Here is a 16,604-nt window from a genome sequence, read left to right as displayed (position 1 = left end):
AGGGGCTGAAATCGCCCCTCCAGCGCATGAGGAGGAGCGCCCACCGATCAGGAACCCACCCCACATGTACGGACTCCTCTTCCGCACCCTCTTCCGCCGCATGGATCCGGAAAGCGCCCACCACCTGGCCTTTTCCTGGATCCGCAGGGCAGCCCGCACCCCCGTCCTGCGCACCTTCGCCGCCGCCGTCCTCGCCCCCCGCCACAAGGAACTCCGCGTCGAGGCGCTGGGCCGTCGGATGCACGGCCCGTTCGGGCTGGCCGCCGGGTTCGACAAGAACGCGGAGGGCATCGACGGCCTGGCCATGCTGGGCTTCGACCATGTCGAGGTCGGCACCGTCACCGGCAGCGCCCAGCCGGGCAACCCGAAGAAGCGGCTGTTCCGCCTGGTCGAGGACCGGGCGCTGATCAACAGGATGGGCTTCAACAACGAGGGCTCGGCTGCCGTCGCCGCCCGCCTGGCCACCCGTAAGCCGGTCTTCCGTACGACCGTCGGCGTCAACATCGGCAAGACGAAGGCCGTACCGGAGTCCGAGGCGGCCGCCGACTACGTCACCTCCACCGAGGCGCTCGCCCCGCACGCCGACTACCTGGTCGTCAACGTCTCCTCGCCGAATACCCCCGGCCTGCGCAACCTCCAGGCCACCGAGCATCTGCGGCCGCTGCTGACCGCCGTACGCGAGGCGGCCGACCGCACGGTCACCGCACGCCGCGTCCCCCTGCTGGTCAAGATCGCGCCAGATCTGGCGGACGAGGACATCGACGCGGTGGCCGATCTCGCCGTCGAACTGGGACTGGACGGGATCATCGCGACGAACACCACCATCGCGCGCGACGGGCTCGGCCTGGTCTCCGATCCCTCGCTGACCGCCGAGACCGGCGGTCTGTCCGGCGCCCCGGTCCGCGACCGCTCGCTGGCGGTGCTGCGCCGGCTGTACGCCCGCGTCGGCGACCGGCTCACGCTCATCGGCGTCGGCGGCATCACCACCGCCGAGGACACCTGGCGCCGCATCCTGGCCGGTGCCACGCTCGTCCAGGGCTACACCGCGTTCCTCTACGAGGGCCCCTTCTGGATGCGCCGGATGCACCAGGGGCTCGCCGAGCTGCTGGCGGCCAGCCCGTACGCCACCCTCGCCGAGGCCGTCGGCGCCGAGCACCGTGAGCAGGACCGTCAGCAGGAGGACGCCGCATGACAGCCCCGGGCACAACCGAACGGCACCCGACAGCCCTTGAACCGTTCGGCGCCCGGCTGCGCCGCGCCATGGACACCCGGGGCCCGCTGTGTGTCGGCATCGACCCGCACGCCTCCCTGCTGCACGCCTGGGGCCTGGACGACGACGTGGCGGGCCTGGAGCGGTTCAGCCGTACGGTGGTCGAGGCGCTGGCCGACCGGGTGGCCGTGCTCAAGCCGCAGTCGGCGTTCTTCGAGCGCTTCGGCTCACGCGGTATCGCCGTACTGGAGCGGACGGTGACCGAGGCCAGGGAGGCCGGGGCGCTCGTCGTCATGGACGCCAAGCGCGGTGACATCGGATCGACCATGGACGCCTACGCCGCGGCGTTCCTCGACACCGGCAGCCCGCTCTTCTCCGACGCGCTCACCGTCAGCCCCTACCTGGGCTTCGGGGCGCTGGAACCGGCCATCACGGCGGCCACCGCGAGCGGGTCCGGGCTCTTCGTGCTGGCGCTCACCTCCAATCCGGAGGGGGAGGAGGTCCAGCGCGCGGTCCGCGCGGACGGCTCGACAGTGGCCGCGACGGTGCTGCGGCACCTGGCCGACCGGAACGCGGGCGCCGAGCCGCTCGGCTCCCTCGGCGCGGTGGTCGGCGCGACGCTGGGCGATCTGTCGGCGTTCGACCTGGCCGTGAACGGTCCACTGCTCGCGCCGGGCATCGGTGCGCAGGGCGCGACGCCCGCGGATCTGCCCGCGGTCTTCGGCGACGCGGTCCGTAACGTCGTGCCGAGCGTCAGCCGGGGAGTGCTTCGCCACGGACCCGACACAAACGGATTGCGGGATTCCGCGAGCAGATTCGCCGACGAGGTACGCGGCGCCGTGGTCTGAGGACCCGGCGCTGGGGGCCGTGATCCGGGGCTGAGAGCCGCGCAGGCTCGCCTTGAAAGCAGCGGCGACCCACACTGAGAGCGGCTGCGGCCCACGCTGAGAGCAGCTGTGACCCACGCTGAGAGCAGAAAATGCGCCGGTTATGTCCAGAAAAGTCCAGGTCGGCGGAGGCTGACCTGGACTTTTCGTCTGTTCTCGCTGACTCCGGCGCTCACGCCCGCTAGTCTCCGTCGAGAGCACCGCGAACAGGCGCGTTGCTCGTTGCTCCGCAGGTGCGGGCCTACTAGGTTCCTCACCGATCCGTATCCGACAGTTCGACATCCGAGGTGACGTAGGCGTGGCTCTTCCGCCCCTTACCCCTGAACAGCGCGCAGCCGCGCTCGAAAAGGCCGCCGCGGCTCGCCGGGAGCGCGCCGAGGTCAAGAACCGGCTCAAGCACTCCGGCGCGTCTCTGCACGAGGTCATCAAGCAGGGCCAGGAAAACGACGTGATCGGCAAGATGAAGGTCTCCGCGCTCCTGGAGTCCCTGCCCGGCGTCGGCAAGGTCCGCGCCAAGCAGATCATGGAGCGGCTGGGGATCTCCGAGAGCCGGCGGGTCCGCGGTCTCGGCTCCAACCAGATCGCCGCCCTGGAGCGCGAGTTCGGCGGTGCCAACGCCTGAGGTCTCAGGCACTCGCGTTAACCGGGATAATCGCTGCATGAATTCCGCAGTTCCCCGGGGGGAGACCCCGGCACCCCCGGTCGGCACATCGCGGCTGACCGTGCTCTCCGGCCCCTCCGGGGTCGGTAAGAGCACGGTCGTCGCTCATATGCGCAAGGCCCATCCCGAGGTCTGGCTCTCCGTCTCCGCCACCACCCGAAGGCCCCGCCCCGGCGAGCGCCATGGAGTGCAGTACTTCTTCGTGGACGACGAGGAGTTCGACAAGCTGATCGCCAACGGCGAGCTGCTCGAATGGGCCGAGTTCGCAGGCAATCGCTACGGCACCCCCCGGCAGGCGGTGCTGGAGCACCTCGAGCGCGGGGAGCCCGTCCTGCTGGAGATCGACTTGCAGGGCGCCCGGCTCGTCAAGCAGTCCATGCCCGAGGCGCAGCTCGTCTTTCTGGCTCCTCCCAGCTGGGAGGAGCTGGTCAGGCGGCTCACCGGACGGGGCACCGAGGCGCCGGAGGTCATCGAACGCCGGCTGGAGGTGGCCCGCACCGAGCTGGCGGCCGAGGCCGAGTTCGACCGGACCTTGGTCAACACCTCCGTCGAGGAGGTCAGCGCCGAGCTGCTAGCCTTGATGCGTATCGATTGAATGCGCACCGATCGACCTCCAGCGCTCAGCGCGCTGCCCGCGCATCATTCCTTCTTCATTCACCCTTCGGAAGGCAGAGAGTGTCCTCTTCCATCACCACGCCCGAGGGCATCATCAACCCGCCGATTGATGAGCTGCTCGAGGCCACCGACTCGAAGTACAGCCTCGTGATCTACGCCGCCAAGCGCGCGCGCCAGATCAACGCGTACTACTCCCAGCTCGGTGAGGGCCTTCTCGAGTACGTCGGCCCGCTGGTGGACACCCACGTGCACGAGAAGCCGCTCTCCATCGCGCTTCGCGAGATCAACGCGGGCCTCCTCACCTCCGAGCCCGTGGAGGCTCCGCCGGTCGCCCAGTAGCCGGTCGGCACCACTTCCACCAGAGGCCCGGCAGCGCGGCTGCCGGGCCTCTGGTGTGTCATAGGGCATGACGACGCGTGTGGCATGTGGGGAGAGACGAGTGACGCAGCAGGAAGCGGCGGCGGCCGGCAGGCCGAAGGTCGTACTCGGGGTGAGCGGCGGCATCGCCGCCTACAAGGCGTGCGAGCTGGCGCGGCGGCTGACCGAGAGCGGTCACGACGTGCGGGCCGTCCCCACCGAATCGGCGCTGCACTTCGTCGGAGCCGCCACCTGGTCGGCGCTGACCGGGCACCCGGTGGCCACCGAGGTGTGGGAGTCCGTGCACGAGGTGCCGCATGTGCGCATCGGCCAGACCGCCGACCTCGTCGTCGTCGCACCCGCAACCGCAGATCTGTTGGCCAAGGCAGCCCACGGCCTCGCCGACGACCTGCTCACCAATACGCTGCTCACCGCGCGATGTCCCGTCGTCTTCGCCCCCGCGATGCACACCGAGATGTGGGAGCACCCGGCGACACAAGAGAATGTGGCCACCCTGCGGCGCCGCGGCGCCCTCGTCATCGAGCCCGCTGTCGGCCGTCTGACCGGGAAGGACACCGGCAAGGGACGGCTTCCGGACCCCGACGCGATCTTCGACGTCTGCCGCCGGGCGCTGCTGCGCGGTGTGGCCGGCCTCGGCGCCGATCTGGCCGGGCGGCATGTCGTCGTCAGCGCGGGCGGCACCCGCGAACCCCTCGATCCGGTACGTTTCCTCGGCAACCGCTCCTCCGGCAAGCAGGGCTACGCCCTCGCCCGTACGGCTGCCGCACGGGGCGCCAGGGTCACGCTCATCTCCGCGAACAGTGCGCTGCCGGATCCGGCGGGCGTGGACGTGGTCCGGGCCGGCAGCGCGCTGGAGCTGCGCGAAGCGGTGACGAAGGCGGCCGCCGACGCGGACGCCGTGGTGATGGCCGCCGCGGTCGCCGACTTCCGGCCCGCCGCGTACGCGACCGGGAAGATCAAGAAGAAGGACGACCAGGAGCCGGAGCCGCTGACCCTCGTCCGTAACCCGGACATCCTTGCCGAAATCTCCGCGAGTCGCCCCCGGTCGGGCCAGGTCGTGGTCGGCTTCGCCGCCGAGACCGACGACGTGCTGGCGCACGGCCGCGCCAAGCTCGCCGCGAAGGGCTGTGACCTGCTGGTCGTCAACGAGGTGGGGGAGAGCAAGACCTTCGGCTCGGAGGAGAACGAGGCTGTCGTGCTGGCTGCCGACGGGACCGAGACGCCGGTGCCGTACGGTCCCAAGGAAGCCCTCGCCGAGACGGTGTGGGATCTGATCGCGGAGCGCCTTCGGGGGCTTCCCGAGGAGTGAGCCGGGATCCCTGAACGGTGCGGAATCCCTCCCTCCGGTGCTCGCCCAGTCGAATTCGGCACTGTGACCGAGTGGGCCGGAAGTCGCCGCAATAGGCTGGAACGGCGCTCTTGACCAGGCCCTTCTCCGACCGACACGCCCTGACATATCCGGATCTCAGGTGGCCTTCTGGTGCCCCTGGAGTCCGGATTGAGCAGGTCATGGTCGTCTCGCAGTTCGAGAGTCCGTGATTGGATGCCGGTGGAGATGGATAAACTGGCCGCGGACCGTGCTTGGGCGCAGCCCCCGACCGGTCCGCCCCATGCTCAGCCAGCAGCCGCTGCAACCCCAGGGAGCGATGTGTCGCGCCGCTTGTTCACCTCGGAATCTGTGACCGAGGGTCACCCTGACAAGATCGCTGACCAGATCAGCGACACCATCCTCGACGCCCTCCTCAAGGAAGACCCGCACTCCAGGGTCGCCGTCGAGACGCTGATCACCACCGGCCTCGTGCACGTGGCCGGAGAGGTGACGACCAAGGCTTACGCCCCGATTTCGACGCTCGTGCGCAACAAGGTCCTCGAGATCGGCTACGACTCCTCCAAGAAGGGCTTCGACGGCGCCTCCTGCGGCGTCTCGGAGTCCATCGGTGCCCAGTCGCCCGACATCGCGCAAGGTGTCGACACCGCGTACGAGAAGCGGGTGGAAGGCGACGAGGACGAGCTCGACGAGCAGGGCGCCGGCGACCAGGGCCTGATGTTCGGCTACGCCTGCGACGAGACCGCCGAGTACATGCCGCTGCCGATCACCCTGGCGCACCGGCTCTCGGAGCGGCTGTCCGCCGTCCGCAAGAACGGGACCATCCCCTATCTGCGCCCCGACGGAAAGACCCAGGTCACGATCGAGTACAACGGCGACAAGGCCGTACGTCTCGACACCGTCGTGGTCTCATCCCAGCACGCCGCCGACATCGACCTGGACTCGCTGCTCGCACCCGACATCCGCGAGTTCGTCGTCGAGCCCGAGCTGAAGGCCCTGGTGGACGAGGGCATCAAGCTGGACACCGAGGGCTACCGGCTGCTGGTCAACCCGACCGGACGCTTCGAGATCGGCGGCCCGATGGGCGACGCCGGACTCACCGGCCGGAAGATCATCATCGACACCTACGGCGGTATGGCCCGCCACGGCGGCGGCGCCTTCTCCGGCAAGGACCCGTCCAAGGTCGACCGCTCCGCCGCCTACGCCATGCGCTGGGTCGCCAAGAACGTCGTGGCGGCCGGGCTCGCCTCCCGCTGCGAGGTGCAGGTCGCGTACGCGATCGGCAAGGCCGAGCCCGTCGGTCTCTTCGTGGAGACCTTCGGCACCGCCACGGTGGAGGACGAGAAGATCGAGCAGGCCATCTCGGAGGTCTTCGACCTCCGCCCGGCCGCGATCATCCGCGACCTCGACCTGCTGCGCCCCATCTACGCGCAGACGGCCGCCTACGGACACTTCGGCCGCGCGCTGCCCGACTTCACGTGGGAGCGCACCGACCGGGTCGAAGCGCTGCGCAAGGCGGCCGGGCTCTAGCCTTCCGTCCGCGCCCGCGTCTCTCCGTTCGTCCGCCGAGGCCCGGCACCCCATGCTGGCGGGGTGCCGGGCCTCCGGCGTACCCGTTTCCGGCCTCTCCGCCCCGGCCCCTCGCCCTCGGTAAACCCCTAGCCCGCTGTTGGCTTCGCCTCTAGGGTGAACGCGGACGCGCTCGGTGCGCAGGCGGGGGATCCTTCCCCACCGGAGTCCCAACTCCTCACGGGTTCGAATCCCGTCGCCGCCTCACCTCCCGTGACGCGGCGTGGCCGAGCGGCCGAAGGCAGTGGCCGGGCCTACGCCCACTCCCCAGCCGACTCAGACCTCGGGCGCGTCCGTCATCCTCTTTCTCTTTCTGCTCCCGCTGCCCCGACCTGGCGTTGCTCCGCGGTGACGGGTGGCGGCGCCTCCGTAAGGGCCGATGGGCGGCGGGTGTCGGTGGTGTTTGCGAGACTGAGGCTGTGAGCAGGGGTGATGGCAGCGGTGAAGGGGAGCGGCAGCAGCATGCGCCCGAGCAGCTTGCGCTGATCCGGGAGACCGTGAGGGAGCGCAAGGCCCAGCAGCCGAGGGCCAAGCCGCGGACCTGGCGGGGTGCCGAGATGGCGGAGCGGCTGCCCGTGGCGCGGGTGCTGGTCGACAAGGGGCTGGTCCACCTCGACCGGTACTTCGACTACGCCGTCCCCGCTTCGATGGACGAGGAGGCGCAGCCGGGCGTGCGGGTGCGGGTGCGCTTCGGTGCGGGGGAGCGCGAGGGGCGCCGCGAAGGAGGCGGGCTCATCAACGGGTTCATCGTCGAGCGCCGGGCCGACACCGATTTCACCGGACGGCTCGCCCCGATCGCCCAGGTGTTGTCACCCGAACCGGTGCTCACACCCGAACTGCTCCAGCTGTGCCGGGCGGTGGCCGACCGGTACGCGGGGTCGCTGGCCGACGTGGTCCAGCTCGCCGTCCCGCCGCGCCGGGCCAAGGCGGAGAAGCAGCCTTCCCCACGCCGCCCGCCCAAGCCGTCGGTGCCCGAGCCGGGCGGGTGGGCGCGCTACCCCGAGGGCCCGGCGTTTCTGCGGGCGCTCGCCGAGAAGGGCGCGCCCCGCGCCGTATGGACCGCGCTGCCCGGCCCGGAGAGCTGGGCGGACGAGCTGGCCCGCGCGATGGCCACCACGATGGCGACGGGCCGCGGGGCGCTCGCGGTGCTGCCCGACGGAAAGTCGGCGGCGCGGGTGGACGCCGCACTCACCGCGCTCGTCGGCGAGGGCCGGCATGTGCTGCTGACCGCGGAGGCCGGGCCCGAGCCGCGCTACCGGCGCTGGCTGGCCGTCAGCCGGGGTGCGGTACGGGCCGTCGTGGGGACGAGGGCGGCGATGTTCGCGCCCGTACGCCGCCTCGGGCTCGCCGCGATCTGGGAGGACGGCGACAGCAGCCACAGCGAGGAGCGGGCCCCGCAGCCGCACGCCCGCGAGGTGTTGCTCCAGCGAGCCGTCACCGAACAGGCCGCGTTCCTGCTCGGCGCGCACGGCTGCACGGTGGAGGCCGCACAGCTGGTGGAGTCCGGCTTCGCCAGGCCGCTGGCCGCCGACCGGGACACCGTGCGGGCGGTCATGCCCCGCGTCCGTACGGCTGCCGAGGGCGACGAGGGGCGGGACCCGGCGGCTCGCAGCGCCCGGCTGCCGAGCCTCGCCTGGCGCACCGCGCGGGACGCGCTGGAGCGGGGCCCGGTGCTGGTGCAGGTGCCGCGCCGTGGCTATGTGCCTCGGCTGGTGTGCGAGCGGTGCCGGGAGCCGGCGCGGTGTGCGCACTGCTCGGGGCCGTTGGAGGCGGCGGGCGAGGGCACCGCGCTGCGCTGCGGCTGGTGTGCCCGGGAGACGCCGCAGTGGTCCTGCCCCATGTGTTCGGGGACGCGGCTGCGGGGCAGCGTCATCGGCGCCCGCCGTACGGCGGAGGAGTTGGGGCGGGCCTTTCCGTCGGTGCCCGTACGGACCTCGGGCGGGGCGCATGTGCTGGAGTCGGTGCCGGGCCGGCCCGCGCTGGTGGTCGCCACGCCGGGCGCCGAACCCGTGCCGGAGGGCGGTGAGGGGTATGCGGCCGCGCTGCTGCTCGACGGCTGGGCGCTGTTGAGCCGCCCCGATCTGCGCGCCGGGGAGGAGGCCCTGCGCCGTTGGCTGGGTGCCGCCTCGCTGGTGCGGCCGCAGGGCGAGGGCGGGAGCGTGGTGGTCGTCGCGGACGAGTCGATGCGGCCGGTGCAGGCCCTGGTGCGCTGGGATCCGGCGGGGCACGCGCTGCGGGAGCTCGCCGACCGCGCGGAGTTGGGCTTTCCGCCGGTGTCCCGGATGGCGGCGATCACCGGCCCGCCGGAGGCCGTCGCCGGGTTGCTGGCCGCCGCGCGGGATGCCGGACTGCCCGAGGGCGCACAGGTGTTGGGCCCCGTGCCGCTCCCGGTACTGGAGCCCGGCCGTCCCCGCAACCCGGGCGACCCGCCGCCCGGCGAACTCTGGGAGCGGGCGCTGGTGCGGGTGCCACGGGGCAGCGGCGCGGCGCTGGCGGCGGCCTTGAAGACGGCGCAGGTTGGCCGGCTGACCCGGCGGGAGGGCCCGCTCGCCCATGTGCGGATCGACCCGCTGGACATCGGGTGACGACGGGTACGGACGCCACGTTGCCCGGTGCGGAGAGCACCGGGCAACGCGGATCAAGGAGGTGAGGGCGACGCCAGGAATCCGAAGCCGAACGTCGGTTCCGGTAAGGGATGCCCCTGTCCAACGTTCGCGGGCTGCGGGTTTGTTGTGGCTGGTCGCGCAGTTCCCCGCGCCCCTTCGGGGCGCGTCCCCTGCGCAAGACCCGCCGGGACCCGCCCTAGCCGTTGCGTGGTGAGGGGAGCGCCCCCGTACGCGGCTCCTGCCGGGCATCGCGGTAGGCGTCCTGGCGCGGCTCGTGCCGGGTGTCGTACGGCTGCGCCGCGGGTGGCTGCTGTGGCGGAATCGAGCGGGCGGCGGGTACCGCCGGCGTACCGGCGGGCCGGGGAGCTGCCGTACCGGGAGCCATGGGAAGCGAACGGGAAGCGGCGGGCACGGTCTCGGGCTGCCGGGGCACGGACGCCGGGGACGGGACCGGCGATGTCCCCGCCGCGGAAGTCTCGGCGTTCTCGGGGGCGTTGCGCGCTGCGCCGCGCCGTGCAGAACCGTACCTGCGGTGCACGGCCTGCTTGGTGACGCCCAGCGCCGAGCCCACGGCGTCCCAGGAGAACCCGAGGGAGCGGTCGAAGTCCACCGCCGCCGTCACCAGCGTCTCGACGCTGTCGCGTAGTTCCTGGGCGAGTCTGACGGTCGGCGCCGGAGCGCGGCCGTAGACGACGAAGCCCGCGGAGGGGCCGGTGCGCCGTGGACGATAGACGTTGCCCAACTGCGCCGTGAGGGTGCGCAGCGCGTCCACCTGCCGGCGGACCCGCTCGATGTCCCGCACCAGAAGGTGCAGGCTGGCCCGCGCCTGGGCGTCGTGGGTTGCGTGGTCGGCCATGAAGAAGCCTCTCGGACCGGCTGACATGGGGGTGTTCAGCTGTGGTGCTGGATGGGGTGATGGCTGTGCGGAATGTGGGGGGAACGAGGCCGCGGCGCGTGGGCGGGGCGGCGCTCGGTTCGGTCAATCTGACTTGACCAACGCCGCGATGGGCTCTCTGGTCACGCTGCGGGGGCGCGGGAGGAGTATCGGCAGGGCGCGCGGGTGCCCGCACGCCCCCTCGCCCGATGGGGGCGCGCTGACCGTAAACTGGGCTGTCTTTCCACGCTTTCCACGTGTGAGAGGTAGTTCGCCACTGATGAGGCTCGTCTTCGCAGGCACCCCCGAGGTCGCCGTCCCCGCGCTCGACACCCTGATCGCCTCCGAACGGCACGAGGTCGCCGCCGTGGTCACCCGGCCCGACGCCCGTGCGGGGCGCGGTCGGCGGCTGGTGCCCAGTCCCGTGGCCCAGCGGGCCGAGGAGGAGGGCATCGAGGTGCTCAAGCCCGCGCGCCCCCGGGACGAGGACTTCCTGGCCAGGCTGCGCGAGATCGGGCCCGACTGCTGCCCTGTCGTCGCCTACGGCGCGCTGCTGCCCCGCGTCGCGCTCGACGTACCGCCCAAGGGCTGGGTCAATCTGCACTTCTCGCTGCTGCCCGCCTGGCGCGGGGCCGCGCCCGTACAGCACACGTTGCTGGCCGGGGACGAGATGAGCGGGGCCACCACCTTCCTCATCGAGGAGGGGCTGGACTCGGGGCCGGTCTACGGGGTGGTGACCGAGAAAGTACGGCCACGGGACACCAGCGGTGACCTGCTGACCCGGCTCGCGTTCGCGGGCGCCGGACTGCTGGCCGCCACCATGGACGGCATCGAGGACGGCACGCTCCAGGCGGTGCCGCAGCCGGAGGAAGGCATCTCCCTCGCGCCGAAGATCACCGTCGAGGACGCCAGGATCGACTGGACGGCGCCGGCGCTGCGCGTCGACCGGGTGGTGCGGGCATGCTCCCCCGCGCCCGGCGCGTGGACCGTCTTCCGCGGGGAGCGGCTGAAGGTGCGCTCGCTCGTGCCGGCGCCCGATGCCGAGCTGGGCGGGGTGGCCCCCGGTGAGCTGCGGGTCGGCAAGAACGCGGTGCACGTCGGTACGGGCTCGCACGCCGTGGAGCTGGAGTGGGTGCAGCCGCAGGGCAAGAAGCCCATGCGGGCCGCGGACTGGGCCCGCGGCACCCGGATCGAGGAGGGCGCCCGCTTCGAAGCGCCAGCTCCCTGAGCCGGGCGCCACCGGCCATCGCCCGCAGGGTGCGGGGCCGTAGGGTGGAGGTCTCACCCTTCGAAGCCTCAACCCCTCATCTTGCGGAGCACCTTTTTCGTGAGCACTCAACCCCGCCGGGGCGGCAACCGGTACCGGCGTCCGCGTAAGGATCCCGTCCGCATCCTCGCTTTCGAGGCGCTGCGGGCGGTGGACGAGCGGGACGCCTACGCCAATCTCGTACTGCCGCCGCTGCTGCGAAAGGCCCGCGAGAAGGACCCCGCGCACGGCGGTCTGGACGCCCGGGACGCCGCGCTGGCCACCGAGCTGGTGTACGGCACGCTGCGCAGGCAGGGCACCTACGACGCGATCATCGCCGAGTGCGTCGACCGGCCGCTGCGCGAGGTGGACTCGCCCGTGCTGGACGTCCTCTCCCTCGGCGCCCATCAGCTGCTGGGCACCCGCATCCCGCAGCACGCCGCGGTGAGCGCGACCGTGGAGCTGGCCCGCGTGGTGCTGGGGGACGGGCGGGCGAAGTTCGTCAACGCCGTGCTGCGGCGCATCACGGCCGACGACCTCGACGGCTGGCTGGACCGGATCGCACCGCCCTACGACGAGGACCCGGAGGAGCATCTGGCGCTGCGCCACGCTCACCCCCGCTGGGTGGTGTCAGCGCTGTGGGACGCGCTCGGCGGGGGCCGCGAGGACATCACCGCGCTGCTGGAGGCCGACAACGAACGCCCCGAGGTCACCCTGGCCGCCCGGCCCGGGCGGATCACCGCCGAGGAGCTGAGCACCGAGGTGGAGAACACGTCGGCACACGGCTCCGGCACGAGCCCCGGCGCGGCCGTACCGGGCCGCTGGTCGCCGTACGCGGTGCGGCTGGCCGAGGGCGGCGAGCCGGGCGCGCTGGACGCCGTACGCGAGGGCAGGGCCGGGGTGCAGGACGAGGGCAGCCAGCTCGTCGCGCTCGCCCTCGCCGCCGCGCCCCTCGAAGGCGCCGACGCGCGCTGGCTCGACTCCTGCGCCGGACCCGGCGGCAAGGCCGCGCTGCTGGGCGCGCTGGCGGCCGAGCGGGGCGCGGCGCTGCTGGCGTCCGAGAAGCAGCCGCACCGCGCCCGCCTCGTCGCCCGCGCCTTGGCCGGGAACCCGGGCCCCTGGGCGGTCGTCAGCGCGGACGGCACCCGGCCGGCCTGGGCGCCCGGCAGCTTCGACCGGGTACTGGTCGATGTGCCCTGCACTGGTCTGGGGGCGCTGCGCCGCAGGCCCGAGGCGCGCTGGCGGCGCAGCCCGGAGGACGTGGCGGGCTTCGCACCGTTGCAGCGCGGGCTGCTGCGGCAGGCGCTGGAGTCGGCACGGGTCGGCGGCGTCGTCGCGTATGTGACCTGCTCGCCGCATCTGGCGGAGACCCGCGCGGTGGTCGACGACGTACTGCGCGGGCTGGAGAAGGAGGGCACGACGGCCGCCGAGCCGGTGGACGCGCGTCCCCTGCTGCCGGGCGTGCCCGAGCTGGGGGAGGGGCCCGACATCCAGCTGTGGCCGCATCTGCACGGCACCGACGCGATGTATCTGGCGCTGCTCCGCCGTACCGCGTGATCACCTCGAACACCCACACGGAATACTGGTAGCCATGGCTCAGATCAACCCCAGCATCCTGTCCGCCGACTTCGCCCGCCTCGCCGAGGAGGCGCGGCGCGTCGAGGGCACCGACGGCGCGGCAGGCGCCGACTGGCTGCATGTCGATGTGATGGACAACCACTTCGTGCCCAATCTGACCCTGGGCGCGCCCGTGGTGGAGTCGCTGCGGCAGGCCACGGACATTCCGCTGGACTGCCATCTGATGATCGAGGAACCGGACCGCTGGGCACCCGGTTTCGTGGAGGCTGGGGCCGGTTCCGTCACCTTCCACGCGGAGGCCGCGGCGGCGCCGGTGCGGCTGGCCCGCGAGATCCGGGCCAAGGGCGCCCGCGCCTCCATGGCGCTGAAGCCGGCCACTCCGATCGAGCCGTACGAGGATCTGCTGCCCGAACTCGACATGCTGCTGGTCATGACGGTGGAGCCGGGCTTCGGCGGGCAGGCGTTCCTGGACATCATGCTGCCGAAGATCCGCAGGACGCGGCAGCTCATCGACAAGCACGGTCTTCAAATGTGGTTGCAGGTCGACGGCGGGGTCTCCGACTCCACCATCGAGCGCTGCGCTGAGGCGGGCGCCGATGTGTTCGTCGCGGGTTCGGCCGTCTACGGGGCCGAGGATCCGGCGGCGGCCGTGCGCGCGCTGCGGCAGCAGGCGGAGGAAGCGGCGGGGCCCGGCCGGGAGGGCTGAGGTGAGCGCGGTCACCATTGGCCGGGGATCTGCAAGGATGAACGCGCGGCGCGGCAGCGCCGACAGCGCGGACACGGCAAGACAGTGAGGTGAGAGCGGTGTCGTCGGGGCGAGCCACGCGAATGGGACCCGCCGAACTCATGCAGGCTGCGGCGATGGCGCGCCGCTTCTATCTGGAGGGCAAATCCAAGATCCAGATCGCTGACGAGTTCGGGGTGAGCCGCTTCAAGGTGGCCCGGGTCCTGGAGACAGCGCTCGAGCGTGACCTGGTGCGTATCGAGATCCGGGTGCCCGCCGAACTGGACGCCGAGCGCTCCGACGCGCTCCGCGCCCGTTTCGGCCTGCGGCACGCGGTCGTCGTCGAGTCGCCCACCGAGGCCGGGGACGACGCCGCGGACCCGGAGAACCTCGGCGAGGTCGCCGCCGATCTGCTCGGCGAGCTGGTCACCGACGGCGATGTGCTGGGCCTGGCCTGGGGCCGCTCCACCATCCATATGGCAACCGCACTACGCCAGTTGCCGCCCTGCACCGTCGTACAGCTGACCGGGGTGTACGACGCCGGTACGGCCGACCGCGGCTCGGTGGAGGCCGTACGGCGGGCGGCCGAGGTCGCCGGAGGAGAGGCACACCCCATCTACGCGCCGATGCTGCTGCCGGACACCGCCACCGCGGCCGCGCTGCGCAGTCAGACGGGCATCGCCCGTGCCTTCGAGTACTTCGACAAGGTGACTGTCGCCGCCGTCTCCATCGGCTCCTGGGAGCCGGGCATCTCCACGGTGCACGACATGCTCAGCGCCGAGGAACGCGACCACTACTCGTCACTGGGAGTGGCCGCCGAGATGTCGGCGCACCTGTTCGACGCGCAGGGCCGGCGCATCGGCCGGGATCTGGGGGAGCGCTGCATCACCGTGGAGGCCGAGCGGCTGCGCCGGGTCCCGGAGGTCGTCGCCATCGCCGGCGGGTACCGCAAGGCGGCGGCCATCGGCGCGGTGCTCCGCTCCGGACTGGTCACCAGCCTGGTGACGGACACCGCGGCCGCCGACTGGCTGCTGGCGGAGGAACAACCTGGACCGCGCCCGGCGTTGGAGCGTACGGATCCGGACAGCACCGCCGCTTCGTAGCACTTTCTCCGTAGAGGGTTCTGGAAGGCAGCACGCCATGACGACCAAGAGCACCAAGCTGCCGGGGCTGGGCAAGCAGTACGACATCACCACCCGGACCGGCCGGCACATTTCTGTGGTGCAGCACCAGGACGGCCGCAGATTCCTCGGCTTCTACCGGGAGGACGACCCGGACGCCTGCCAGGCGACGGTGCAGCTCGACCAGGAGGAGGCCGCCTCCCTCGCGGAGATCCTCGCCCCGGGGGAGAGCCCCAGGCTGGGCACGTGCGAGATGGAGATCGACCTGGTCACCGTCCGTATCCCGATGTCCGGGCAGTCCCCGTACAGCGGGGAGCTGCTGGGCGCGACCAGGGCGCGGACCCGCACCGGGGCCTCCATCGTCGCCGTACTGCGCCGCACCGGTGCCGTTCCCTCGCCGGGTCCGGACTTCCGGCTGGAGGCGGGGGACACCCTGGTCGCGGTCGGCACCCGGGAGGGAGTCGACGAGCTGACCCGGATGATCGCCGGTACCTGACCCGGACCGGACAGCCGCTGGACAACTGAAGGGCCCTTTGTGCACGACACCACCGTTCTGCTGATCGAACTCGGCGCCGTCATCCTGGGCCTGGGACTGGTCGGCCGCTTCGCGGGCCGGATCGGGCTCTCCCCGATCCCGCTATACCTGCTGGGCGGCCTGGCCTTCGGGCACGGTGGCTTCTTCCCGCTGACCGCCAGCGAGGGGTTCATCGAGGTCGGCGCGGAGATCGGGGTGATCCTGCTCCTGCTGCTGCTCGGCCTGGAGTACAGCGCCTCCGAGCTGGTGACCAGCCTCAAGACGCAGTACCCGTCCGGGATCGTGGACCTGCTGCTCAACGCGGTGCCGGGCGCGGTGGCCGCGCTGCTGCTGGGCTGGGGGCCGATCGCGGCCGTGGCGCTGGCGGGCGTCACCTGGATCTCCTCGTCCGGTGTCATCGCCAAGGTCCTCACCGATCTGGGCAGGCTCGGTAACCGGGAGACGCCCGTGATTCTGGGCGTGCTCGTCATCGAGGACCTGTCCATGGCCCTCTATCTGCCGTTGCTGACCGCGCTGGTCGCCGGTCTCGGGGTGGCGGGGACCAGCGTGGCGATGATCGTCGCGGTGGGCACGGTGGGCATAGTGCTGTTCGTGGCGCTGCGGTTCGGGCGCCACATCAGCCGCGCCGTCAGCTCCGACACGCCTGAGATGCTGCTGCTCGTCGTCCTCGGGCTGACCCTGCTGATTGCCGGTATCGCCGCGAAGCTCCAGGTCTCGGCCGCAGTCGGCGCCTTTCTGGTGGGCATCGCACTCTCCGGGGAGACGGCGGAGAACGCGCGCAGCCTGCTGACGCCGCTGCGTGATCTGTTCGCCGCCGTGTTCTTCGTCTTCTTCGGGCTCAACACCGCGCCGGCCGACATTCCCCCGGTGCTGCTGCCCGCGCTGGCGCTGGCCGCGGTCACCGTCGTCACCAAGGTGATCACCGGCTGGTACGCGGCGGGCCGCGCGGGTGTGGGCAGCAAGGGCAGGCTGCGGGCCGGCGGGGCGCTGGTGGCGCGAGGCGAGTTCTCCATTGTGGTCGCGGGGCTCGCCGCGGGCACGGATCCACGGATCACCCCGCTCGCGACCGCGTATGTGATGATCCTGGTGATCTTCGGCCCGCTGACCGCGCGCTGGACCGCGCCCGCCGTACTCGGCCTCAAGGGGCTGATGGACACCCGCCGTGCACGCCGGGACGCCGGGCGCGCGGGGAGCGCACGGCGCGAGGGCTCCATGGACCACGCGGGGGAGGCCGCTCCGGACCCGGTGGGCGGCGGCGGTCACCCTTCGTGAC

15 protein-coding genes are annotated in these 16,604 nt (G+C 72.1%); 14 read left to right on the top strand and 1 reads right to left on the bottom strand.

Annotated elements, in window-relative coordinates; translation table 11 throughout:
* Positions 1-64 precede the first annotated feature (64 nt).
* From ACQEU8_RS23420 to ACQEU8_RS23385, 8 genes are all read left to right on the top strand, one after another.
* Positions 65-1,192, top strand: coding sequence for a quinone-dependent dihydroorotate dehydrogenase (locus ACQEU8_RS23420; RefSeq protein WP_433104209.1), 1,128 nt, complete (start codon positions 65-67; stop codon positions 1,190-1,192).
* Positions 1,189-2,058 (top strand): orotidine-5'-phosphate decarboxylase, encoded by an 870-nt coding sequence (gene pyrF / locus ACQEU8_RS23415; protein ID WP_433104207.1) that lies wholly within the window; start codon positions 1,189-1,191, stop codon positions 2,056-2,058. Before ACQEU8_RS23420 ends, pyrF begins: the two co-directional genes overlap by 4 nt.
* A gap of 337 nt (positions 2,059-2,395) precedes the next feature.
* A complete protein-coding gene (locus ACQEU8_RS23410; protein WP_019356158.1) occupies positions 2,396-2,719 on the top strand; it encodes an integration host factor in 324 nt (107 codons plus the stop codon).
* A 37-nt stretch (positions 2,720-2,756) separates the two neighbouring features.
* The gene (gene gmk, locus ACQEU8_RS23405; protein WP_433104204.1) at positions 2,757-3,353 is read left to right on the top strand and encodes a guanylate kinase; all 597 of its coding nucleotides are present in this window, start codon (positions 2,757-2,759) and stop codon (positions 3,351-3,353) included.
* An 80-nt stretch (positions 3,354-3,433) separates the two neighbouring features.
* Entirely contained in the window at positions 3,434-3,712 is a 279-nt protein-coding gene (gene rpoZ / locus ACQEU8_RS23400) for a DNA-directed RNA polymerase subunit omega (RefSeq protein ID WP_209241165.1), read from the top strand.
* Positions 3,713-3,812: 100 nt separating this feature from the next.
* Entirely contained in the window at positions 3,813-5,060 is a 1,248-nt protein-coding gene (gene coaBC, locus ACQEU8_RS23395; RefSeq protein ID WP_433104202.1) for a bifunctional phosphopantothenoylcysteine decarboxylase/phosphopantothenate--cysteine ligase CoaBC, read from the top strand.
* A gap of 339 nt (positions 5,061-5,399) precedes the next feature.
* The gene (gene metK, locus ACQEU8_RS23390) at positions 5,400-6,608 is read left to right on the top strand and encodes a methionine adenosyltransferase (RefSeq protein WP_433104200.1); all 1,209 of its coding nucleotides are present in this window, start codon (positions 5,400-5,402) and stop codon (positions 6,606-6,608) included.
* Between the two features lie 458 nt (positions 6,609-7,066).
* Positions 7,067-9,232, top strand: coding sequence for a primosomal protein N' (locus ACQEU8_RS23385; RefSeq protein WP_433104198.1), 2,166 nt, complete (start codon positions 7,067-7,069; stop codon positions 9,230-9,232).
* A gap of 217 nt (positions 9,233-9,449) precedes the next feature.
* Here the strand turns inward: ACQEU8_RS23385 and ACQEU8_RS23380 are convergent, their stop codons facing one another.
* Positions 9,450-10,109, bottom strand: a complete 660-nt coding sequence (locus ACQEU8_RS23380; RefSeq protein WP_433104196.1) for a hypothetical protein — start codon at positions 10,107-10,109, stop codon at positions 9,450-9,452.
* 298 nt (positions 10,110-10,407) lie between these two features.
* Here ACQEU8_RS23380 and fmt point away from each other — a divergent pair, with 298 nt between their 5' ends.
* The 6 genes from fmt (at position 10,408) to ACQEU8_RS23350 (ending at position 16,603) form a co-directional block, all read left to right on the top strand.
* Positions 10,408-11,355, top strand: coding sequence for a methionyl-tRNA formyltransferase (fmt, locus tag ACQEU8_RS23375; protein WP_433104194.1), 948 nt, complete (start codon positions 10,408-10,410; stop codon positions 11,353-11,355).
* A gap of 99 nt (positions 11,356-11,454) precedes the next feature.
* Entirely contained in the window at positions 11,455-12,930 is a 1,476-nt protein-coding gene (locus tag ACQEU8_RS23370; RefSeq protein WP_433104192.1) for an RsmB/NOP family class I SAM-dependent RNA methyltransferase, read from the top strand.
* Positions 12,931-12,964: 34 nt separating this feature from the next.
* Positions 12,965-13,657, top strand: a complete 693-nt coding sequence (rpe, locus tag ACQEU8_RS23365; RefSeq protein ID WP_433104190.1) for a ribulose-phosphate 3-epimerase — start codon at positions 12,965-12,967, stop codon at positions 13,655-13,657.
* 122 nt (positions 13,658-13,779) lie between these two features.
* The gene (locus ACQEU8_RS23360) at positions 13,780-14,778 is read left to right on the top strand and encodes a sugar-binding transcriptional regulator (RefSeq protein WP_433104188.1); all 999 of its coding nucleotides are present in this window, start codon (positions 13,780-13,782) and stop codon (positions 14,776-14,778) included.
* Between the two features lie 37 nt (positions 14,779-14,815).
* On the top strand, positions 14,816-15,292 hold the full coding sequence (locus ACQEU8_RS23355; protein WP_433104186.1) for a cation:proton antiporter regulatory subunit: 477 nt from the start codon (positions 14,816-14,818) through the stop codon (positions 15,290-15,292).
* A 39-nt stretch (positions 15,293-15,331) separates the two neighbouring features.
* Complete coding sequence (locus ACQEU8_RS23350) at positions 15,332-16,603, top strand: cation:proton antiporter (protein ID WP_433104184.1); 1,272 nt, start codon at positions 15,332-15,334, stop codon at positions 16,601-16,603.
* Position 16,604: the final 1 nt, after the last annotated feature.

The organism is Streptomyces sp. CA-250714 (assembly GCF_050936705.1).
GTDB lineage: Bacteria > Actinomycetota > Actinomycetes > Streptomycetales > Streptomycetaceae > Streptomyces.
This window is presented reverse-complemented; position numbering and strand designations above follow the sequence as displayed.